The 20313-nt window shown below is 68.5% G+C and carries 17 protein-coding genes and 1 pseudogene; 4 read left to right on the top strand and 14 right to left on the bottom strand.

The genetic code is table 11. The features are described from left to right. Positions 1–313: 313 nt before the first annotated feature. The 4 genes from SGCZBJ_RS07290 to SGCZBJ_RS07275 all read right to left on the bottom strand — a co-directional run bounded on the left by SGCZBJ_RS07290 (position 314) and on the right by SGCZBJ_RS07275 (position 5847). A complete protein-coding gene (locus SGCZBJ_RS07290; RefSeq protein WP_240621444.1) occupies positions 314–643 on the bottom strand; it encodes a hypothetical protein in 330 nt (109 codons plus the stop codon). Between the two features lie 188 nt (positions 644–831). Then, positions 832–1569: a DsbA family protein gene (locus SGCZBJ_RS07285; protein ID WP_101717360.1), complete on the bottom strand. Its 738-nt coding sequence runs from the start codon at positions 1567–1569 to the stop codon at positions 832–834. Between the two features lie 41 nt (positions 1570–1610). Beyond that, complete coding sequence (locus SGCZBJ_RS07280) at positions 1611–3017, bottom strand: M48 family metalloprotease (RefSeq protein ID WP_101717359.1); 1407 nt, start codon at positions 3015–3017, stop codon at positions 1611–1613. A 151-nt stretch (positions 3018–3168) separates the two neighbouring features. Then, a complete protein-coding gene (locus tag SGCZBJ_RS07275) occupies positions 3169–5847 on the bottom strand; it encodes an Rne/Rng family ribonuclease (protein ID WP_101717358.1) in 2679 nt (892 codons plus the stop codon). Between the two features lie 539 nt (positions 5848–6386). Between SGCZBJ_RS07275 and SGCZBJ_RS07265 the strand changes: the two genes are divergently transcribed. The 3 genes from SGCZBJ_RS07265 to prfB all read left to right on the top strand — a co-directional run bounded on the left by SGCZBJ_RS07265 (position 6387) and on the right by prfB (position 11527). After that, on the top strand, positions 6387–7583 hold the full coding sequence (locus SGCZBJ_RS07265) for an N-acetylmuramoyl-L-alanine amidase family protein (RefSeq protein WP_101717357.1): 1197 nt from the start codon (positions 6387–6389) through the stop codon (positions 7581–7583). A gap of 236 nt (positions 7584–7819) precedes the next feature. Continuing rightward, positions 7820–10201, top strand: a complete 2382-nt coding sequence (locus tag SGCZBJ_RS07260) for a penicillin-binding protein 1A (RefSeq protein WP_101717356.1) — start codon at positions 7820–7822, stop codon at positions 10199–10201. 203 nt (positions 10202–10404) lie between these two features. Next, a protein-coding gene (gene prfB, locus SGCZBJ_RS07255) for a peptide chain release factor 2 (RefSeq protein WP_101717355.1) occupies positions 10405–11527 on the top strand; the annotation gives its coding sequence in 2 pieces (ribosomal slippage) (positions 10405–10473 and positions 10475–11527; 1122 coding nt in all). Between the two features lie 81 nt (positions 11528–11608). On the opposite strand, the pseudogene SGCZBJ_RS26475 reads toward prfB, so the two are convergent. From SGCZBJ_RS26475 to tyrS, 7 genes and pseudogenes are all read right to left on the bottom strand, one after another. After that, positions 11609–11695: pseudogene (locus SGCZBJ_RS26475) on the bottom strand (hypothetical protein); the annotation flags it as partial. A gap of 9 nt (positions 11696–11704) precedes the next feature. Further along, the gene (locus SGCZBJ_RS07250; protein ID WP_101717354.1) at positions 11705–12199 is read right to left on the bottom strand and encodes a bactofilin family protein; all 495 of its coding nucleotides are present in this window, start codon (positions 12197–12199) and stop codon (positions 11705–11707) included. Further along, on the bottom strand, positions 12180–13337 hold the full coding sequence (locus SGCZBJ_RS07245; RefSeq protein ID WP_101717353.1) for a peptidoglycan DD-metalloendopeptidase family protein: 1158 nt from the start codon (positions 13335–13337) through the stop codon (positions 12180–12182). The genes SGCZBJ_RS07250 and SGCZBJ_RS07245 overlap by 20 nt, the downstream gene beginning before the upstream one ends. A gap of 214 nt (positions 13338–13551) precedes the next feature. After that, positions 13552–13827: a type II toxin-antitoxin system RelE/ParE family toxin gene (locus SGCZBJ_RS07240; RefSeq protein ID WP_101717352.1), complete on the bottom strand. Its 276-nt coding sequence runs from the start codon at positions 13825–13827 to the stop codon at positions 13552–13554. Further along, positions 13827–14078, bottom strand: a complete 252-nt coding sequence (locus SGCZBJ_RS07235; protein ID WP_101717351.1) for a CopG family ribbon-helix-helix protein — start codon at positions 14076–14078, stop codon at positions 13827–13829. Before SGCZBJ_RS07235 ends, SGCZBJ_RS07240 begins: the two co-directional genes overlap by 1 nt. Positions 14079–14127: 49 nt before the next feature. Further along, the gene (locus SGCZBJ_RS07230) at positions 14128–14592 is read right to left on the bottom strand and encodes a peroxiredoxin (protein WP_101717350.1); all 465 of its coding nucleotides are present in this window, start codon (positions 14590–14592) and stop codon (positions 14128–14130) included. 107 nt (positions 14593–14699) lie between these two features. Beyond that, positions 14700–16028: a tyrosine--tRNA ligase gene (gene tyrS, locus SGCZBJ_RS07225; protein WP_205685337.1), complete on the bottom strand. Its 1329-nt coding sequence runs from the start codon at positions 16026–16028 to the stop codon at positions 14700–14702. A 198-nt stretch (positions 16029–16226) separates the two neighbouring features. Here tyrS and SGCZBJ_RS07220 point away from each other — a divergent pair, with 198 nt between their 5' ends. Beyond that, positions 16227–17333, top strand: coding sequence for an anhydro-N-acetylmuramic acid kinase (locus SGCZBJ_RS07220; RefSeq protein WP_165799268.1), 1107 nt, complete (start codon positions 16227–16229; stop codon positions 17331–17333). A 15-nt stretch (positions 17334–17348) separates the two neighbouring features. Here the strand turns inward: SGCZBJ_RS07220 and mazG are convergent, their stop codons facing one another. From mazG to SGCZBJ_RS07205, 3 genes are all read right to left on the bottom strand, one after another. Then, entirely contained in the window at positions 17349–18179 is an 831-nt protein-coding gene (gene mazG, locus SGCZBJ_RS07215; protein WP_101717347.1) for a nucleoside triphosphate pyrophosphohydrolase, read from the bottom strand. Then, on the bottom strand, positions 18133–19530 hold the full coding sequence (locus SGCZBJ_RS07210) for an MFS transporter (protein WP_101717346.1): 1398 nt from the start codon (positions 19528–19530) through the stop codon (positions 18133–18135). Before SGCZBJ_RS07210 ends, mazG begins: the two co-directional genes overlap by 47 nt. Before the next feature lie 271 nt (positions 19531–19801). Next, positions 19802–20305 carry a hypothetical protein gene (locus SGCZBJ_RS07205; protein ID WP_240621443.1) on the bottom strand — a complete coding sequence of 168 codons (504 nt, stop codon included), beginning with the start codon at positions 20303–20305 and terminating at the stop codon, positions 19802–19804. Positions 20306–20313: the final 8 nt, after the last annotated feature.

The following is a 20313-nucleotide window of genomic DNA, read 5'->3' as shown; positions in this document are numbered from 1 at the left end:
CTGGCGGACGCGCCCTTGCCGGATCACGGCCTGTGACGCCTGGGACCCAACGAGCTGCGCCCGCCAGCCATCAGGCGACCGCCCGACCTACATCGCAATACACAGGGACCCAGGAGACTGGGCGCAGTGGTGGGGTTCATCGCCCAAGCGATTGCGGGCGCGCTGCGGCGGCCCCTGGGTCCCGGCTCTTCGCTTCGCTGCGGCCGGGATGACGAGTGAGTGGGTGGGGGAGCCTGCCGGTTCAGCACTAGCTGAGACCGGCCCCCCTCCGGCGCTTCGCGCCACCTCCCCCGGAGGGGGAGGATCTTTGGCGTCAGGCCTTGAAGTCGACCAGCACGCCCTTCTTTTCCTCGGCCTGCTGGGTGACCTCGTCCTTGATCATCTGCTTGATCTTGGCTTCCAGCTTTTCGCGTTCCTTGGAATCCATCGCCGCGACGTCCTCCTCGGTGAGTCCCAGCTTGCCAAGGATGGCCGCCCGCATCTTCTCGGCCGGCGACTTGGCGGCGTAGTCGTACAGCTCCTGGCGGGCCGAGGCGCCGCCGACGCCGGCCGAGGTCGGCGCGAAGGTCGAGGCCGCGCCGTTGACGCGATCGACCGCCGAGGTCGACATCGTCGCCCAGGGATTGGAACCGGAGACAAGCATGAGAACTCCCGCCGCTGATCTGGCGGGAGCTGCAAAGCAAACGCCGTGCAAGCGGGGCTGGCGCGGCGATTTCCAAAGATATCAATATGTTGCGACGTCGTGTCGCGGGGCGGCGGCGCCTGGCGCGGCAAAGCTTGCCGCGCCGTTTCAACCGCCGGGCGATCCTTGCCGCCTGATCGGCCGGAGCGTCAGCCCTTTTTCTTGACGGCGATGCGGGCTTCCTCGATGGCCAGGTTCAGGGCCTTCATGTCGGCGCCGGGGATCATCTTGTCGCCGACGATGAAGGCCGGGGTGCCTTCGATGTGCAGCGCCTGGGCCAAGCCCTGGACGTCCTGCAACTGCTGGGTGACGGCGGCGCTGGCGCCGTCGGCGCGGGCCTTCTCGACGTCGACGCCGGCGGCCTTGGCGATACGGGCGATTGCGGCTTCGTCGAGGCTCTTCTCGGTCATCATGCCCTTGTAGACGGGCAGGGTCTTGCCCTGGGCCTGGGCGCCGATGGCCATGCGGGCGGCCAGTTCGGAGTCGCGCCCGAAGATCACGAACTCCTTGAAGACGAAGCGGATGTCGGGGTTCTTCTCGATGATCTCGAGCACCTGAGGCGCGGCGATCTTGCAGTAGCCGCACTTGTAGTCGAAGAACTCGGTGACCGTGATCGTGCCGTTCGGGTTGGCCACGAAGTCGCGCGGATCGCGCTCGATGGCCTGGCGATGCTTGGCGATCGCGCCCTGCGACTTCGAGGCGGCCTGGGCCAGCTGCTTTTCCTGCAGCTTGGCGCTGACTTCGAGCAGGACCTCGGGGTTTTCCAGCAGATAGGCGCGGACCTTCTTTCCGAATTCCTCGTCGCTTTTGGGCTGGCTGCAGGCGGCCATGCCGGTCGTCAGGACGAGGGCGGCGGCGGCCAGGGCGAGGGGACGGCGAAAGGGCATTCGGATCTCGGTCTCAGCTCGGTCTCAGGGGGAATCGGCGATCAGGGATTGGACGCCGTAAGGCCTTCCTTGGCCAGGGCCTTGAGGTCCTGGTCACTGGGGCGGGAGGCCAGCACGATGTCGGTGGCGCGCCGCCAGTCGGGCGTGTCCTTCTTCAGGAGCTCGCGCGCGCGCATGGCGAACACCCGGGCTTCCTGCACGGCGCCCAGGTTGAAATACTGCTCGGCGGTGGCCAGGCGCGCTTCGCCGTCCTTGCCCTGCTTGTCGTAGGCCTGGGCCATCAGGCGCCAGGCGACGGCGTTGTCGCTCTCGTTGATCAGGGCGCGCTTCAGCTCGGCGATGCCTTCCTCGATCTTCTTGGGATCGTCGAGGCCGATCAGGGTCTGGCCCAGATTGATGCGCAGCAGCGCCGCGTCGGGCTTGAGCGCCACCGAGCGGCGCTGGGGCTCCTCGGCCTGGGCCACGCGGTTGAACTCGAACAGGATCTGGCCCTTGAGCTCCCAGAGGTAGGGGTTCTTGTCGTTCTCGGCGATCAGGTCGTCGAGGATCTTCAGGGCCCGGTCGGGCTCCTTCATCTGGTAGTAGGCGATCGAGCGGGCGTAGCGGGCCGGGAAGCTGCGATCGGTCTCGCGGTACTTCATCAGGGCCGTCTGGGGATTGATGAACCCCTCCAGCTTGGCCTTCATGATCTCGTGCTCGGCCAGTTCGTCGGGGCTGTCGACGGCGTCGTAGTGCGGCAGGCGCTCGACCTTGGCTCGCAGGGCTTCGATGCGGTCGGACGACAGCGGGTGGCTGCGGAAGTACGCAAAGCGCCGCGACTGGTCGAAGACCTCCTGGTAGCGGAAGTTGTCGAAGAACTCGACGAGGCCGCGGCCCGACTGGCCGGTGGCCTCCAGGAAGTTGGCGCCGGCCTGGTCGGCGCGGGACTCCTGCTCGCGGCTGTAACCCAGCGCGCCCAGGGTGCCGAAATAGCTGGCGTTGCCCATCAGCACCGCGCCGGCGTCGGGCGCGCCGGCGAGCGCCGCCAGGACGCCTAAGCCCATCGTCAGGATCATCGGCCGCAGACCGGCCTTCATCATCTCGTCGGAGCGCAGCGGGTGGGCGCCGGCCAGGTGGCCGGTTTCGTGGGCGATGACGCCCTTGAGCTGGTTGGGGGTCTCGGTCTGAAGGATCAGGCCGGTGTTGAGGCCCATCATCAGGCCCTGGGTCGCGAACGCGTTCAGTTCCTTGTCGCCGACCAGCAGGATGCGGACCGTCTTGGGATCCAGGCCCGCCGCCGCGTAGATCGGGTCGGAATCGCGGTGCAGGATCTCTTCGATCTCGGTGTCGCGGATCAGCGACAGGCCCTGGGCGTTGGCCGCGATCGGGGCGGCTGCGGAGGCCAGCAGGGCGAGGGCGGAAAGGCCGGCGCCGAACGTCTTGCCGACGGTCCTCTTGCGGGACGTCATCGATGGTCTCCTGGTCGCGCCCCCGCGCCGTCCGGCAGTCTAGCGTGCCCGAAGCACGGCTGGAAATCGCAAGGGCGTGGCTTGTCTAGGAGGGGATATAGGCGCGAACCGCGGCGACGCCATGGCGCCGCCGCGGTCCTTTGCTGTCGGATCAGCCGCGGCGCCACCAGCCGCGCTTGGGCTGGGCCGGCGGGGCGCCGATCTCGTTCGGATCGGGCTCGGCCGCCACGGGGGCGGGCTCGGGCTCGACCGGGGCTTCGACCACCACCGGCGCAGCCTGGACCACCGGCTCGGGGGCTGGTTCAGCCGCCGGCTCAGGGGCGATCTCGACGTCGGCGGCGACGATCGGGGTGTCCTCGACGACGGTCTCGACGACAGGCTCGGCGGCCGGTTCAACGACCGCTTCGACGGTTTCGGTCGCTTCGACCTCGGCCTTGCGGCCACGGCTGCGCGAGCGGCGCGGCTTCTTGGTCGGGGCGGCTTCTTCCGGCGTCGGCAGTTCGACCCAGACGTCGGCGGGCGGGCCTTCGATCACCGGCGGCTCGAGCACCAGCGGAGCGACGTCCTCGACCTCGACCGGAGCGATCGGGGCCTCGGCGGCCGGCTGGCGGTCACGACCGCCGCGACGGCGCTCGCGACGCTCAGAGCGCTCGGGACGCTCGGCGGCTTCCGGGCGCTCCTGGCGCTCAGTGCGCTCGCTGCGGTCCTGGCGCTCGCCGCGGTCGCGACGGCCTTCGCCGCCACGGGCTTCGAGGGCTTCCGGATCGTGCCAGACATAGGGGTTGTCGCCGAACGGAACGCGCGGACGGTTCCAGACATAGACGTCGGCGGCGCGATCGCCGTCCTCGCGACCCCCGCGGCGACCGCCTCGACGGCCACGGCGGCGGCGGCGGCGGCGCGAATCCTCGTCGTCGCCGTCGGCGTCGGCCTCAGCGTCGAACTCGGCGCCTTCACCGTCTTCGGCGGCTTCGTCCGCGGGCTCCTCGTCACGACGGCCGCGACGACGGCGCTTGTTGTTGCGGCGACCGCCGCGATCGTCGTCCAAGCGGGCCTTGCGCGGCGCCTCGTCCTCGTCTTCGTCCTCGTCGCCTTCGTCGGAGACGATTTCTTCTTCCTCGTCTTCGTCCTCGTCGTCGAAGACCTCGTCGAACACCGGATCGGGCTCGTAGGCGATGGCCGGCGGGGCGATGCGCTCGCCCAGCTCGGTCCGCTCGATCTCGTGCTCGGCCTGGCGCAGGCCGTCGTCGACCAGCACGGTGACGAACACGCCGTGGTTCAGCTGCAGGCGCTGCAGGTAGCCGCGCTTTTCGTTGAGGATGTAGATGCCGACGGCGCGGCTGACCTTCAGGGTCACGGCGCCGCTGCCCTTCAGGGCCTCGACCTCGACGCCGCGCAGCGCGGCCAGGGCGCTCGATTCGACCGAGCGGACGCGGCCGGTGCCCTCGCAGTGCTCGCAGACGTGGGTGGTGCCTTCCAGGACGCCGGTGCGGCGACGCTGGCGGCTGATCTCCATCAGGCCAAAGCCCGAGATCTTGCCCATCTGGATGCGGGCGCGGTCGTCCTTGAGAGCGTCCTTGAGGACCTTCTCGACCGTGCGGTTGTTCTTGGCTTCATCCATGTCGATGAAGTCGATGACGATCAGGCCGGCCAGGTCGCGCAGGCGCAGCTGGCGGGCGGCTTCCTCGGCGGCCTCGATGTTGGTCTTGAGGGCCGTGGCCTCGATGTTGCGCTCGCGCGTGGCCTTGCCCGAGTTGACGTCGATGGCGACCAGGGCCTCGGTCTGGTTGATCACCAGATAGCCGCCCGAACGCAGCGGCACGACCGGCGAGTAGATCTGCGCCAGGTGGTCTTCGATCCGGTGCTTGACGAACAGCGGCGTGGGCTCGCGGTACGGGAAGACCTTCTTGGCCTGGCTGGGCATCAGCATGCGCATGAAGTCGCGCGCCTCGCGGTAGCCCGCCTCGCCCTCGACCCAGATCCCGTCCAGGTCCTTGTCGTACATGTCGCGGATGGCGCGCTTGACGAGGTCTTCCTCCTCGTAGATCAGCGCCGGCGCCACCGAGTGCAGCGTGTTGTCGCGGATGTTCTCCCACAGACGCAGCAGGTATTCGTAGTCACGCTTGACCTCGGCCTTGGTGCGCTTGGCGCCGGCCGTGCGGACGATCAGGCCCATGCCCTGCGGCACGTCCAGGCTCTGCACCACGCTCTTGAGGCGCTTGCGGTCGGTCACGGCCGTGATCTTGCGGCTGATGCCGCCGCCGCGGGCGGTGTTGGGCATCAGGACGCCGTAGCGGCCGGCCAGCGACAGGTAGGTGGTCAGAGCCGCGCCCTTGTTGCCGCGCTCTTCCTTGACGACCTGGACCAGCATGATCTGCCGGCGGCGGATCACTTCCTGGATCTTGTACTTGCGCATCAGGCGGCGCTTGCGGCGCGCCAGTTCCTCTTCGACGTCGTCTTCGTCGTCGTCGATGGCGTGATCGTTGGCGTCGTCCTCGTCCTCGCCGCCGGTGGCGCGGCGCGAAACGGGGGTGTCGTCCTCGTCGTCGTGCGAATCATCGCGCATCAGCGCTTCGCGGTCGGCGACCGGGATCTGGTAGTAGTCCGGGTGGATCTCGTTGAAGGCGAGGAAACCGTGGCGGTTGCCGCCGTATTCGATGAACGCAGCCTGGAGGCTGGGTTCAACGCGGGTCACCTTGGCGAGATAGATATTTCCACGAAGTTGTTTGCGGGTCTGGCTCTCGAAATCGAATTCTTCAACCCGCGAACCGTCCACGACCACCACACGCGTCTCTTCGGCGTGGGCGGCGTCGATCAACATCTTCTTCGACATACAGGGAATCTCCACGGCGCGCGGCGGGCGCGAGGCCCGGGCGCCGATATGAAAGGAGGGCGCGCGCATCGCAGACCGCGACTTCGCCGAAGCGAAGTTCGAAGGGCGGTTGCCAGAGGCGATCGGGTGCGGCGCAGCCCATGGGGTTTCGTTTGTTTCCTTTGACGCGCCGGGTGGCGCGGATCGGATGACGCGTCGTCGCCGGGAACGGCCAGGGCCCGACGCGGGCCCTTTTGGGCTTTGGCCGTCGAGACATCCGCCCCGCGCCGACCATCGCCCGCAAACTCCAAAGTCCGGCGGCTCCGGCATGAGGGCGCTATGGACGCGTCCGTCATTTGGGAACCACTCACGCAAAGCGCCATGTCTGACGACGTCGCTCCGCGCACGGCGCCACTTTAGCAACATCGGAAGACAAATGAAAAGCGCCGTGGAGCAACCGACGAAATTGATGAAGTCGACGGTTTCCTTAACGGTTTCTCTACCGGCCCCGGGCGATATCCGTCATTGGTTTTTCAGGTAACGCCATTGGCTGGGCGGTAATGCGTAAGGTCGTCATCGGAGCAGCGAGAACGGGTTGGGCGAAGGCGGCCTTGATCGTCGGCGCCCTGGCGCTCGCCGGTGTGGCCGTCGCGACCGTTCAAGGCCCCGCGCCGGCCGCCGGCGTCCAGAAGGTCCGCTTCGGCGGCGACCGCGCCGAGACCCGAGTCGTCATCGACCTGGACCGCGCGGCGGTGGGCAAGCTGATCGGCGACGGCGCCGCGGCCAGCCGAGTCGTGGTGGGCCTGCCCAACGTGACGGTTTCCGGCGACCTGCAGGGCGCGGGCCATGGCCTGGTCGACCGCTGGGTCATCGACGAGGCCGCCGGCGGCGCCCGGCTGTCGCTGGATCTGTCCTCCAAGGCCGTGGTCAAGCGCCGCTTCCTGCTGCCGCCGGCCGACGGCGCGACCGCCTTCCGCTATGTGATCGACCTGGCCGCCGCCGATCCGGCCTCGGCCGGCGCGTCGGTGATGCGTCCGACCACCGTCTCGACCCCGGTCAAGCCCGCGACGCTGAAGCTGAAGAAGACGATCGTCATCGACGCCGGCCACGGCGGCAAGGATCCCGGCTCGGCCGGCGCCAACACCAACGAGAAGGACGTCACCCTGGCCGCGGCCAAGGCGCTGAAGACCAAGCTGGAGAAGTCCGGCCGCTTCATCGTCGTGCTGACCCGCGACACCGACACCTTCATCCCGCTGGAATCGCGCGTGCAGATCGCCCGCCGCGCCGACGCGGACCTGTTCATCTCGCTGCACGCCGACTCAGGGCCCGATGTCGGCACCCGCGGCGCCAGCGTCTACACCTTGTCGGAGAAGGGCGCCGAGCGCGCCGCCCGGGTGCTGGAAAAAGACGACTGGCTGATGAAGGCCAGCCTGCCGGGCCGCGACCGCGCCGTCGGCCAGATCCTGCTGGACCTGTCGCAGCGCGCCACCAAGAACCGGTCGGCCGCCTTCGCCGAGACCCTGCTGGAAAAGGTCGGCGACGAGACCGTCCTGCTGCGCCGCAGCCACCGCGACGCCGGCTTCATCGTGCTTCTGGCGCCGGACGTGCCGGCTGTGCTGCTCGAGATGGGCTTCATGACCAATGTCGACGACGAGAAGCTGCTGAAGAGCCCGGCCGGTCGCGAACGGCTGATGAACGCCGTGGCCAGCTCGATCGAAACCTATTTCGCGGCCCAGACCCGGATCAGCGCTCGCTGAGGGGGCTCTTGAGTTTCGAGGGCGGAAACCCCGCCCTTCGACAAGCTCAGGGTGAGGTTTCTCATCTGTCTGTGCGTGTATCTGGTCCTCATCCTGAGCCCGTCGAAGGGCGAGGACCACGCAGGGCGTCGGCAGAAACTCCAACCGCACCAAGTTGGCGCCTCGCCCGATGCGGGTTACAGCCATCCTCTGGATGATTTGAACGTGCGCGCGTTGCGCCGTTCGACGGAGGCCGTGTGGACTTGAAGCCCGCCGAAAGATGGATCGCCATAGCCGGCGTCGCGGTGCTGTCGACGATCGCGGTGGCGGGGTTCGCCATCGCCATCTATGCCGCGTGGCTGTTCCACGACATGCCCGACGCCGGCGAACTGCAGGACTATCGTCCGCCGACGGCGACGCGCGTCTACGCCTGGGACGGCACCCTGATCGGCGAATACTCGAAAGAGCGCCGGATCTTCGTGCCCTACGACCAGATCCCGCCGCAGTTGGCCCAGGCCTTCATGGCCGCCGAGGACCGCAACTTCTTCAAGCACGGCGGCGTCGACGTGGGCGGCTTCTCGCGCGCCATGCTCAAGAACGTCGGCAACGCCATGCGCGGCCGTCGCCTGGAAGGCGGCTCGACCATCACTCAGCAGGTGGCCAAGAACGTCCTCCTGACCAGCGACGCCACGGTCGGCCGCAAGTTCAAGGAAGCGATCCTGGCGCGGCGCCTGGAGCAGTCGCTCGACAAGCAGCAGATCCTGGAACTGTACCTCAACGAAATCTGGCTGGGTTACCGCTCGTTCGGCGTCGGCGCGGCCGCCTACAACTATTTCGGCAAGTCGCTGCCCGAGCTTTCGCTGTCGGAAGCCGCCTATCTGGCCGCCCTGCCCAAAGGGCCCGACAACTACCATCCGATCCGCAACAAGGGCAAAGCCATCGCCCGCCGCAACTGGATCCTCGACCAGATGGCCGACCTTGGCTGGGTCAGCCGCGCCGAGGCCGAGAAGGCCAAGGCCGAGGACCTGGTGGTGCAGCCCGCGCCCAAGCGCGCGGCCTATGCCGACGCCGACTACTTCGTCGAGGAAGTGCGCCAGCGCGGCATGGCCACGCTGGGCGACCGGATCAGCGAGGGCGGCTACTACATGCGCACCACGCTGGACCCGACGCTGCAGACGGCGGCGCGGGCCTCGCTGATGGACGGATTGGAGAAATACGACCGCCGCCACGGCTGGCGCGGGGCCTGGGGCCATGTCGAGAGCCTGGACGAGGGCTGGGAGAAGGCCGCCCAGGCCAAGCGTCCGCCCTCGGAGCGTCGCGGCTGGCGCGCGGCCGTCGTCACCTCGGCCGGCGGCGGCGTGCGGCTGGTCAAGGACGAAGGGGAGGGCAGCCTCACCGGTGAAGACATCGCCTGGGCCAAGGCCGGCAAGGGCCTGAAGGTCGGCGACCTGGTGTTCGTCGAGCAGGTGGCCGGAACCTCGTCCTATCGCCTCAAGCAGGTCCCGGCCGTCAACGGCGCGCTGGTGGCCATCGAGCCCTATACCGGCCGCGTCGTGGCCCTGGTGGGCGGCTATTCGTTCTCGCTGTCGAACTTCAACCGGGCGACCCAGGCGATGCGCCAGCCCGGTTCGTCGTTCAAGCCGTTCGTCTACGCCACCGCGCTGGAGAACGGCTACACGCCGGCCAGCGTGATCCTGGACAGCGCCATCACCTTCAAGGGCGCCAACGGCCAGGACTGGAGCCCGGAGAACTACGAGAAGAAGTTCTACGGCGCCCTGCCGCTGCGCAAGGGCCTGGAGCGGTCGGTCAACGCCATGACCGTGCGCCTGGCCCAGGGCGTGGGCATGAAGAAGATCATCGAGATGTCCAAGAAGACCGGCGTGACGCGCGACATGGCGCCCGTGCTGGCCATGGCGCTCGGGGCCGGCGAGACCACGCCGTTCAAGATCACGGCCGCCTATGCGCCGTTCGCCAACGGCGGCCGCCGCATCGAGCCGCACCTGATCGAACTGGTGCAGGACCGCGAGGGCAAGGTGATCTTCCGCGCCGACAAGCGCGACTGCCCGCGCTGCACCGCCGGTTTCAACGGCGACGAAAGCCCGCGCGTCACCGCGCCGGGCGAGCAGGTTATGGACCCGGTCACGGCCTACCAGATCACCTCGATGCTGCAGGGCGTGGTCCAGCGCGGCACGGCCGCCTCGGTCAGCCAGCTGGGCTATCCGCTGGCCGGCAAGACCGGCACCACCAACGAGTACCGCAGCGCCTGGTTCATCGGCTATTCGCCCGACCTGATCGTCGGCGTGTTCGTCGGCTTCGACGACAACCGCTCGCTGGGGGCCGGCGAAACCGGCTCGCAGGACGCCGTGCCGGTGTTCATCGACTTCATGAAGGTGGCGCTGAAGGACAAGCCCAAGACCGACTTCAAGCCGCCGAAGACGGCCAAGTTCGCCATGGTGCGCGGCATCCGCGAGGCCTTCCGCCCCGGCACCGAGCCCAAGGTCGCCGCGCCGACGCCCACCGGCGGACCGATCTCGTACGGCGACGCCTGGCCCAACGGCGTGCCGACCGGCCAGCCTTCGCCGTCCGACCCGCAGCCCAAGCAACAGCCCAAGACGCCGGACATCAGCGGGCTTTACTAGAACTGTGCGGGGTCCTCGTCCTTCGACAAGCTCAAGATGAGGACCCTGTTTCGGGCCGTGGAAAACCTCATCCTGAGCCTGTCGAAGGACGAGGTTATCGGCTGAAGAGTCGCCGTTTCCACTTTCGAGCAGCCGGCGCGGTTGCGCTGAATCTGGTGGCGGGCTATCTCCCGCGCCCTTACTTTGTGTCACGGAGCTACGTGATGAGACCGGATGTCGAGGCCGCCGCGGCCGACATCGAGCAGTCCGTTGGACTGCTCAGGAGGCGTCTTTGACTGGGATGTCGCCCTTAGAAAACTCGATGAACTGAACGCGCGGGTCGAAGACCCGACGCTGTGGGACCGTCCGACCGAGGCCCAGGCCGTGTCGCGCGAGCGCGCCAACCTGGCCGCCAAGGTCGAGGCCGTGCAGAGCATCGAACGCGACGTCAAGGACGCGCTCGAATACGCCGAGCTGGCCGACATGGAGTCCGACGAGGACTCGCTGAACGACGCCCGCGCCCAGCTCAAGGCCATCAAGGAACGCGCCGCCCGCGCCGAACTGGAGGCCCTGCTGTCGGGCGAAGCCGACGGCAACGACGCCTATGTCGAAATCAACTCCGGCGCCGGCGGCACCGAGTCGTGCGACTGGGCGGGCATCCTGCTGCGGATGTACACCCGCTGGGCCAACGCCCACGGCATGACCACCGAGCTGATCGAAGAGACCGACGGCGACCAGGCCGGCATCAAGTCGGCCACGCTGCTGGTCAAGGGTCCCAACGCCTATGGCTGGCTGAAGACCGAGGCCGGCGTGCACCGCCTGGTGCGCATCAGCCCGTATGACAGCAGCGCCCGTCGCCACACCTCGTTCGCCTCGGCCTGGGTCTATCCCGTGATCGACGACACGATCGAGATCGAGATCAATCCGGCCGACGTGCGCACCGACACCTATCGCGCCTCGGGGGCCGGCGGTCAGCACATCAACAAGACCGACTCGGCCGTGCGTCTGACGCACGCCCCGACCGGGATCGTGGTGGCCTGCCAGTCGGGGCGCTCGCAGCACCAGAACCGCGACGAGGCGTGGAAGATGCTGCGCGCGCGCCTCTATGAGGCCGAACTGCAGAAGCGGGAAGCCGCCCAGCAGGCGCTGCACGACCAGAAGACCGACATCGGCTGGGGTCACCAGATCCGGTCGTACGTCCTGCAGCCGTACCAGATGGTCAAGGACCTGCGGACCAACGTCGAGACCTCCGACACGGACGGCGTGCTCGACGGCGACCTGGACGCCTTCATGGGCGCCTCGCTGGCCCAGCGGGTCGGCGCGACGCGGGACGCTTCCGAGGGCTGAGGCCTTTCGGTGGATCCTGAAAAGACGAACGCCCCGGAGCGATCCGGGGCGTTTTTCGTTTTGGGCGGACCTGGAAGCAGAACCTCGTCCTTCGACAAGCTCAGGATGAGGTTCTGAATGGCGCCTTGGTAACTCGTCCTCACCCTGAGCTTGTCGAAGGGCGAGGACGGCGAGGCCTTAGCCGACCGGCTTGGCCGTAAGCGTCAGGTCGGCGACCGGAGCGGGCGCGACGGCCACGGGCGCCGCCTGCGGCGGGGCCTGGCGTTGGAACTTCAGGCTGCGGCCCTGGAAGAAGGCGCCGGTTTCCATGGCCAGCTGTTCGTGGGTGATGTCGCCGTCGACATAGGCCGTGCCGTAGAGGCGAACCTGCTTGGCGGTGATCGCGCCGACGACGCGGCCGCGGATCTCGACGGCCTCGGCGTAGACGCCGCCCTCGACATGGCCGGTCTCGCCGACGGTCAGGCGGCCGACGCGGACGTCGCCGCGCACCACGCCGTCGATCTGAAGCTCGCCGTCGCCGCTGACGCCGCCCTCGATGGTGATGTCGGCCGAGATCAGCGAAGCCACGCGCGGCGGGGCCTTGCGGACCTGGTCGGCGGGCGCGGCGGCCGGAAGGGGCAGGGGCTCGATCTGGACGGGGGTCTTGGACCCCTTAGCCGGCTTGCTGAACATACTCGCCTGCCTTGAGGAAGCGGTTGGGGTTCTGGGCGCGACCATTGACCCAGACCTCGTAGTGGAGGTGCGGGCCGGTGGAGCGGCCGGTGGAGCCCATGGCGCCGACGCGCTGGCCGATCACCACGCGCTGGCCCACGCGCACGGCGATGCCTTGCAGGTGGGCGTAGCGGGTCTTGAAGCCGCCGCCATGGTCGATCTCGACGGTGTTGCCATAGCCCGAGCGGACGCCGGTGAACGAGATGACGCCGGGCGCGGTGGCCATGATCGGCGTGTAGAAGGCGCCGGGGAAGTCGAGGCCCGAATGGAAGGCCGGGCGGTGCGTGAACGGGTCGAAGCGCACGCCGTAGCTGCTCGACAGGGCCGGATTGGCGGTCGGGCGGTTGAACGGCAGGCGCTGGGCCGCCGCGCCGAGGCTGCGCATGTCCGACATGTCGCTGGCGGCGCGGTGGATGCGGGCGGCGAACTCCTCGTCGACGTCCAGCACGGCGGCCAGGGCGCGCGGGTCCTTGGCCTCGATCAGCGGGCCGCCCAGCGAGGCGCCGCGGCCGGTGAAGCTGCCGGCGTCGAGGCCGGCCATGCGCATGGCCAGGCGCAGCCGCTCGGCCCGGCTCTTGGCGAAGCCCTCGGCGGCGTCGATCAGGCGCTCCTGGTCCATGCGGGTGGCCTGGATGCGCTCGACGGGCGAGGCGTCGCCGATGGCGGGCTTGCTGACGGCCAGGGCCAGGGCCTGGGCGGCGCCGGGCGCGCCCTTGAAGTCGCTGACCAGCAGGGCCAGGGCCGCGTGGCGCTTCTCGACCGACATGGCCAGGTCGTCGAGCGAACCGCTGGTGGCCGACAACTGGGCCACGGCGCTGTTCAGGCGCGCCTGGCGGTCGGCGTTGAGGCGCTCGTAATAGGCCTTCTGCTTGAGGACGACCTGGTCGGTGTTGCTGACAGCCACGGTGTTGACCAGCATCGCCGCTGTGCAGACGCCCATCCACAGCGCCGCGGCGCCGACGCCGGCGGCGCAGGCCATCTGCTTGCCCGTGGAAAGCACGTAGCCGCGCATCTCGCCGCCCGAGCGGACATACAGATGGCGTTCCGGAAACAGACCTTCGAGGGTCTTACGTAGGCGGTGAAAATGCGCGATCGCCATACCCAGGAAACCCCCCAGTTTTCAAGGTCTGGGGGATATGCAACGAGAAAGCGGAAATGCGCAAGACTCTTAGCACCTGCGAAGGCGCGGATGGCCAAGTTTCGACCATGAGCCCCCGTCGATTAACCCGACATGAACGGACTGGCTACACGCGACACGGGAGAAGTGGCCGAAAAGCGCGGCTTTGCGGCGCCGGCGCCACAGTGAGGCTCCGCTAGCGGTCTTCCAGCGTATGCCAGAGCCGCAGCACGAAGATCGTACTCTCCGTGAGTTCGTAGCGGAGTTCGTAGCCGCCGACGACGAGCCGGCGCACTTCGCGGGGCGTGAATTCCTCAGGACGTTCGCCAAGCCTCGGAACATCCAGCAGTCGCCTGGGCGCCGCGACCAGCTCTCGGGCCGTCCGTGTGGCCGCGCGTGGGTTCACTTCAGCCAGAAAGGCATGAAGCCGCGCGAGGTCGGACGCGGCCTTGCCGGTCCAGACCAGGCGCATCAGCGCGAGGAGGAGCCGCTGTCGAGACTGTCGGCCCAGGCCTCCATGGCGGCCTGCTGGACCAGACGACCGGCGTCGACATCGGCCAGGCCTTCGAGCGTCAGGGTGCGCAAGCGCTCCTCGCGATCGGCCCAGGCGGCCAGCGCCTCGCCAACGACTGCGTCCTGCGAGCGGTCCTGGCGAACAGCCAGCCGATCGATATGATCAGCCAGCGGCGCGGGAACTTCGACGGTCAACACCTTGGTGCGCACGGGCGCCTCCGAGCCAAGGCGGCAATGGTAATCCAGCAGGGCGCGATTGCTAGCCCTTCAGGCCCTGCGCGGCCTTGAGCACCGCCTTGACGTGATTGGGCACCTTCACCTTGCGCCAGATCTCGCGGACGACGCCTTCGCCGTCGATCAGGAAGGTCGAGCGGTCGATGCCCATGTACTTGCGGCCGTACATGCTTTTCTCGACCCACGAGCCGTAAGCCTCGACGGTCTCGCCCAAGGTGTCGGAGCCGAGCTCGACGGTCAGGTCATGCTTCTTGCGGAATTTGCCATGGCTGGCGGCGCTGTCCTTGGAGACGCCGATCACCACCGCGCCGGCCTTGGCGAACTCCTCGACCTCGGCCGAGAATTGCAGGGCCTCTGAGGTGCAGCCGGTCGTGTCGTCCTTCGGGTAGAAGTAGAGCACGACGTTCTTGCCCTTCAGGCCGGCCAAGCTGACACGGCCGGTGTCGGTGGGCAGGTCGAAGTCGGGAGCCTTGTCGCCGGGGTTCAGCATCGAACTTTCTCCAACATCACGGGCCCAGCGTCAGGGCGTAGAACGCGCCATCCCGAAGCGGCCGCGACCGCTTCGGGATGACGATACTTAATGGCTTCGCCGTCCGGTTAAACCGGTTTGACGAGCACGATCTTCTTCTTGCCTTGGCTCAGCTTGACCACGCCGTCGATCAGGTCGGCGTTGGTCACCAGGCGATCGCCGTCCTTCTCCTGGGCGTCATTCAGGCGCAGGCCGCCGCCCTGGGCCAGGCGTCGGGCTTCGCCGCGCGAGGCGGTCAGGCCGATGTCGGTCGCCAGCACGGCCAGGGCCACGCCTTCGGCCAGGACCGAGGCGGCGACCTCGACCGTCGGCAGGTCGGCCGACAGAGCGCCTTGCTCGAAGGCCTTCTCGGCGGCGTCGCGGGCGGCCTTGGCGGCTTCCTCGCCGTGAGCCATGCGGGTGGCCTCGCCGGCCAGAACCTTCTTGGCGTCGTTGATCTGGGCGCCCGGCAGGGCTTCCAGCTCGGCGATCTTCTCCAGCGGCAGGTCGGTGAACAGCTTCAGGAAGCGGCCCACGTCGGCATCCTCGGTGTTGCGCCAGAACTGCCAGTAATCGTAGGGCGAAAGCTGCTCGGCGTTCAGCCAGACGGCGCCCGACATGGTCTTGCCCATCTTGGCGCCCGAGGCCGTGGCCAAGAGCGGCGTGGTCAGGCCGAAGGCGGCCTTCTGGTCGACGCGGCGGGTCAGCTCGACGCCGTTGAGGATGTTGCCCCACTGGTCCGAGCCGCCCATCTGCAGCACGCAGCCGTACTTGCGGTTCAGCTCCAGGAAGTCGGTGGCCTGCATCAGCATGTAGTTGAATTCGAGGAAGGTCATCGGCTGCTCGCGCTCGAGCCGCAGCTTGACCGAGTCGAAGGCCAGCATCCGGTTGACCGTGAAGTGCACGCCGTAGTCGCGCAGGAACTGCACGTAGCCGAACTTCGACAGCCACTCGTCGTTGTCGACCATGATGGCGTCGGTGGGCCCATCGCCGAAGGTCAGGAACCTGGCGAACACCTGCTTGATGCCGGCGATGTTGGCCTGGATGTCGGCGTCGGAGAGCAGCTTGCGGCTTTCGTCCTTGCCGGTGGGATCGCCGACCTTGGTCGTGCCGCCGCCCATCAGGACGATCGGCTTGTGGCCGGCCTGCTGCAGGCGGCGCAGCATCATGATCTGGATCAGAGACCCGACGTGCAGGCTGGGCGCGGTGGCGTCGAAGCCAATGTAGGCGGTGACCACGCCGCTGGCGGCGGCCGCGTCCAGTTCGTCCGGGTGGGTGATCTGGTGGATGTAGCCGCGCGCCTGCAGGGTCTTGAGGAATTCGGACTTGAAGCTCTGCGGCGCGGACATGGCTCGACTCTCTGTATCGCTGGTTCGCGCGTCTAGCACGGGCGGGGCGGTCTGTGGCGAGGGTTTCATCGATAGTCTCCTTGAAGGCTGAGCGCCGGAGACGTCGTCTTGAAGGGAGAGGGACGCATCGCCGGCCAAGTGGCGGTGCGTCGACATGACCGGTCGTTCGCCCGCTAGATCAGCGGGCGGTAATAGGCTCGGGTCTGGAGGGCCTTGGCGGTCATGGGGCCTAGCTACCCGAGGCGGGTCGTGGCAGTCAACGTCGCGATGCGCATTCTTGGATTCATGACCGGCACCTCGCTCGACGCGGTCGACATGGCGGTGCTCGACACCGACGGCGAGGCGATCCAGGGCTTTGGCCCCAGCGGCGAACGCAAGCTGCGCGAGGAGACCCGCGCGCTGCTGCTGGAAACCACGCGCCAGGCCCTGGCCTGGAAGCGCGGCGAGCCCGAGCCGGCGATCTTCGAAGAGGCCCGGCGAGCCGTGGCCGAGGAACACTTCGTCGCCGCCGAGAGCTTCCTGGCCGAGCATGGCCTGGCCTGGGGCGAGTTCGACCTCTTGGGCGTGCACGGCCAGACGGTGCTGCACGAGCGGCCGACCGCCGAGCGCGTGGGGCGGACGGTGCAGTTGCTCGACGCCGAGCGGCTGGCGGCCCTGACCGGTCGGCCGGTGGCTTTCGACTTCCGCACCGCCGACGTGGCGGCCGGCGGGGAGGGCGCGCCGCTGGCCCCGATCTATCACGAGGCCCGGGCCCGCGCCTCGGGCCTGGCCGCGCCGGTCGCGGCGCTGAACATCGGCGGGGTGGCCAACATCACCCTGATCGGCGCGGACGGAACCCTGCTGGCCTTCGACACGGGCCCGGGCAACGGGATGATCGACCTGATGCTTCAGGAGCGCGGGCTTGGCCGCTTCGACGAGGGCGGCAGGCTGGCGGCGGCGGGGCAGGTGGACGAGGCGGCGCTGAACGCGCTCCTGGCCAGCGCCTATTTCGCGGCCCCCGCGCCCAAGTCGCTGGACCGCTACGACTTCTCGCTGGACGCGGTGGCGCACCTGTCGGCGCAGGACGCGGCCGCGACCCTGGTGGCCTTCACCGCCGCGGCCGTGCTCAAGGCCTTCGACAAGAACGACGCCCCGCCCAGCGCCCTGATCGTCTGCGGCGGCGGCCGCCATAACCCACGGATCATGGCGGCGCTGGCCGAGCGGGTTCCCGTGCCGGTGAAGGCGGCCGAAGACTACGGCTGGCGCGGCGACGCCATCGAGGCCGAGGCCTTCGCCTATCTTGCCGCCCGGACGGCGCGGGGGCTGCCGATCAGCTTTCCGGGCACGACGGGGGTGGCCGCGGCGATGACCGGCGGACGGATCGCGCGGCCCTGATCCGGAGGATAGGGGCTACTTGCGTTCCGCCGCCTTGGCGGCGTCCCACAGGGCGTCCATCTCGGCCAGGTCCGATTGGTCCGGCGTGCGGCCGTCCTTGGCCAGTTCGGCCTCGATGAAGGCGAAGCGGCGGGCGAACTTGGCGTTGGTGGCGCGCAGGGCGTCCTCGGGCTCGACGTCGAGCTTGCGCGCGAGGTTGGCGCAGACGAACAGGATGTCGCCCAGTTCCTCGCGGGCCTTGGCCTGGTCGCCGGCGTCGATCTCGACCTGTAGTTCGGCGACTTCCTCGGCCAGCTTTTCCAGCACCTTGTCGGTCGAGGGCCAGTCGAAGCCGACGCGCGCGGCGCGCTTGGTCAGCTTCACGGCCCGGGTCAGGGCGGGCAGGCCGGCGGGCACGTCGTCGAGCACGCCGCCCTTCTTCTTGGCCTTGCGCTCTTGGGCTTTCAGCTCCTCCCAGCCCGCCTTCTGGTCGGCCAGGTCGTCATAGGCGTGGTCGCCGAACACGTGCGGATGGCGGCGGATCATCTTGTCGGAGATCGACTGGGCGACGTCCTCCAGGCTGAAGGCGCCTTGCTCTTCGGCCATCCGGGAATGGAACACCACCTGAAGCAGCAGGTCGCCAAGCTCTTCCTTCAGGTCCGAAAGGTCGCCCCGCTCGATGGCGTCGGCGACCTCGTAGGCTTCCTCGATGGTGTAGGGCGCGATCGTCGCGAAGGTCTGCTCGATGTCCCACGGGCAGCCGCCCTGCGGGTCGCGCAGGCGGGCCATGATCTCCACCAGGGTGAAGAGCGGATGCTCCTCACCGGGCTGTAGAGGGCGAGGGGCCGGGGTCGGAGATGCGGTCATGCGGGCTCGCTTGGGCGTTGGCTTGCGCCGCGTCGCGCGCCTCCAGTTGGGCGAGGATCTCGGCGTGGCGTCTGGCGTCCAGCGGATAGCGCACGATGATGACCGAGACCAGCACGCCCAGCGCCGCCGGGACCACCGTGTAGAGCACGATCAGGGCGGTATCGCCCTGGGCGCTGGGGATCTTGGGGTCGAAGCCCAGCTTCTCCAGCACCAGGAAGACGCCGATGGCCAGGGCGAAGCCCAGCTTCACCGTGCCGTTGACGATGGCGTACAAGAGGCCCGTGCGGTCGACGCCGCTGTTCAGCCGCTCCTCGTCGCCGATGTCGGCCATCATCGAGCGCACCAGCAGCGGCGCGGCCGAATAGGGCAGGCCGGCCAGCACCAGCACCGCGATCGCGAAGGTGTTGACGCCATTGGGCGTGACCACCGCGGCGACCTGGAACACGGCGTACATGATCCCGGCGATCGCCAGGGAGGTGTGCTTGCCCGTGACCTTGGCGATCCACGGCCACAGCGGCGCGCCGGCCAGGGCGGCGACGAAATAGACCAGCAGCAGGATGCCCGCCTGGTCTTTCGGAATGCCCTTGATGCGCTCGAAGAAGAAGAAGAACAGCGCGCCGCCGATGCCGGGCGCCAGGCCCATCAGGAGGTCGGCGATCAGCAGCTTTTGCACCGTCGGGCGCTTGAGCAGGTCGAAATACTGTTTCAGGCCCGCCTCGTGCCGCTGGGACGGAGCGGGCGGCTCGCCGACCACGGCGCCGGCCAGCAGCGCCGTCAGCGGCATCAGCACGATGATGAACCAGCCCATGGCCTGGACGCCGGCGGCGTGGTCGCCCTTGAGGGTGAAAGCCACCAGCGGCGGCAGCAGCAGCACCAGGATCATGCCGACCACGTTGCCGGCGCTCCAGAAGCCGTAGATCCGCGATCGCTGCTGGTAGTCGGACGAGAGCACCGCGCCCCAGGCCGTCTGGGCCAGCACCGCCATCGAGAAGCCGATGTAGACGACGATCAGCCATGACCACAGGAAGACCGGCCCGATCCCGGGCTTGGCCATGAACAGCGCGTAGGAGGCGGCCATCAGCAGCGGAACGCTGGCCATCAGCCAGGGACGGAAGCGGCCCCAGCGGGTGCGGGTGCGGTCCATCAGGCCGCCCAGTATGGGGTCCAGGATGATGTCGGCCAGCCGCACCAGCAGGAAGGCCGTCCCGACCACCGACAGCGAGAGGCCAAGCTCGCTGACATAGTATTCGGGCAGGTAGACCACGAGCGGCAGGCCCAGGCCCGCCAGCGGCAGGGTCGGCGAGGCGTAGGCGGCCAGGGCGGCGGTCGATCGTCGCGGCGCAGCGGTCATGCTTCCTCCCCGGGGAGCCTCTGACGCCCCTTCTTACTGAACGGCGATCAGACTCTGCGTCGAGGGTTCTGGCAAGCGACCGCCGACACGACAGGATCGACATTCACGCGACGACCGTATCCAAGATCCGTTCTTCCCCGCGAAGGCGGGGACCCAAGCGGAGTCTGCGGGTCGCTCACGGCCGCGCCGTCTCATGAAACTCAGCTTGAATCCCCGCCCTTCGCGGGGATGCTCGGTGATACCGGTCACTGCTGCTTGATGTAGCTCCGGCCTAGTCCTTCACGAACTCGCCGTCCTCGATGCGGCGGGCCAGGCGATCGAAGGCCAGGCTGGCGTCGCTCCAGGTGGCGGCGTACTGGGCCTGCCAGATGTCGGTCTCGTACCAGCGATAGCGGATCGGCGTGCTGACGCCGTCGGTCGAGACGTACTCGCCCGAAATCCGCGCCCCGCCATTGCCGAAGCTCTCCATGGAAAGGCCGGGCTTGCTGGTCAGTTGCAGGGGCGTGGGGCGATTGGGCACGGCGTCGTCGATCACCAGGCGCAGGCGGCCGCCCGAGGGGGTCAGGCCGCCGGACCGCTCCAGCCGACGTTCGACGGTCCGCTTGAGGTCGCGGGCCAGATAGTCGAACTCGCGCTGGCCCAGCTTGTCGGCCTTGGCGGCGAGGTCCGGACCGATGATCACCTCCACCTGCGAGACGGCGGGCGTGTCGGCCAGGGCGGCGCCGGCCGGCAGGAGGGACGCCGCGGCGGCGGCGAAGAGGACGAAACGCAGCATGGCCGACG

Source organism: Caulobacter zeae (assembly GCF_002858925.1).
Lineage (GTDB): Bacteria > Pseudomonadota > Alphaproteobacteria > Caulobacterales > Caulobacteraceae > Caulobacter > Caulobacter zeae.
This window is presented reverse-complemented; position numbering and strand designations above follow the sequence as displayed.

Bases quoted from the DNA above. Each gene is read 5' to 3' on its own strand.
- SGCZBJ_RS07290 (WP_240621444.1), bottom strand. From the start codon at position 643: ATGCTTGTCTCCGGTTCCAATCCCTGGGCGACGATGTCGACCTCGGCG.
- SGCZBJ_RS07285 (WP_101717360.1), bottom strand. From the start codon at position 1,569: ATGCCCTTTCGCCGTCCCCTCGCCCTGGCCGCCGCCGCCCTCGTCCTG.
- SGCZBJ_RS07280 (WP_101717359.1), bottom strand. From the start codon at position 3,017: ATGACGTCCCGCAAGAGGACCGTCGGCAAGACGTTCGGCGCCGGCCTT.
- SGCZBJ_RS07275 (WP_101717358.1), bottom strand. From the start codon at position 5,847: ATGTCGAAGAAGATGTTGATCGACGCCGCCCACGCCGAAGAGACGCGT.
- SGCZBJ_RS07265 (WP_101717357.1), top strand. From the start codon at position 6,387: ATGCGTAAGGTCGTCATCGGAGCAGCGAGAACGGGTTGGGCGAAGGCG.
- SGCZBJ_RS07250 (WP_101717354.1), bottom strand. From the start codon at position 12,199: ATGTTCAGCAAGCCGGCTAAGGGGTCCAAGACCCCCGTCCAGATCGAG.
- SGCZBJ_RS07245 (WP_101717353.1), bottom strand. From the start codon at position 13,337: ATGGCGATCGCGCATTTTCACCGCCTACGTAAGACCCTCGAAGGTCTG.
- SGCZBJ_RS07240 (WP_101717352.1), bottom strand. From the start codon at position 13,827: ATGCGCCTGGTCTGGACCGGCAAGGCCGCGTCCGACCTCGCGCGGCTT.
- SGCZBJ_RS07230 (WP_101717350.1), bottom strand. From the start codon at position 14,592: ATGCTGAACCCCGGCGACAAGGCTCCCGACTTCGACCTGCCCACCGAC.
- tyrS (WP_205685337.1), bottom strand. From the start codon at position 16,028: ATGAAACCCTCGCCACAGACCGCCCCGCCCGTGCTAGACGCGCGAACC.
- SGCZBJ_RS07220 (WP_165799268.1), top strand. From the start codon at position 16,227: ATGCGCATTCTTGGATTCATGACCGGCACCTCGCTCGACGCGGTCGAC.
- mazG (WP_101717347.1), bottom strand. From the start codon at position 18,179: ATGACCGCATCTCCGACCCCGGCCCCTCGCCCTCTACAGCCCGGTGAG.
- SGCZBJ_RS07210 (WP_101717346.1), bottom strand. From the start codon at position 19,530: ATGACCGCTGCGCCGCGACGATCGACCGCCGCCCTGGCCGCCTACGCC.
- SGCZBJ_RS07205 (WP_240621443.1), bottom strand. From the start codon at position 20,305: ATGCTGCGTTTCGTCCTCTTCGCCGCCGCCGCGGCGTCCCTCCTGCCG.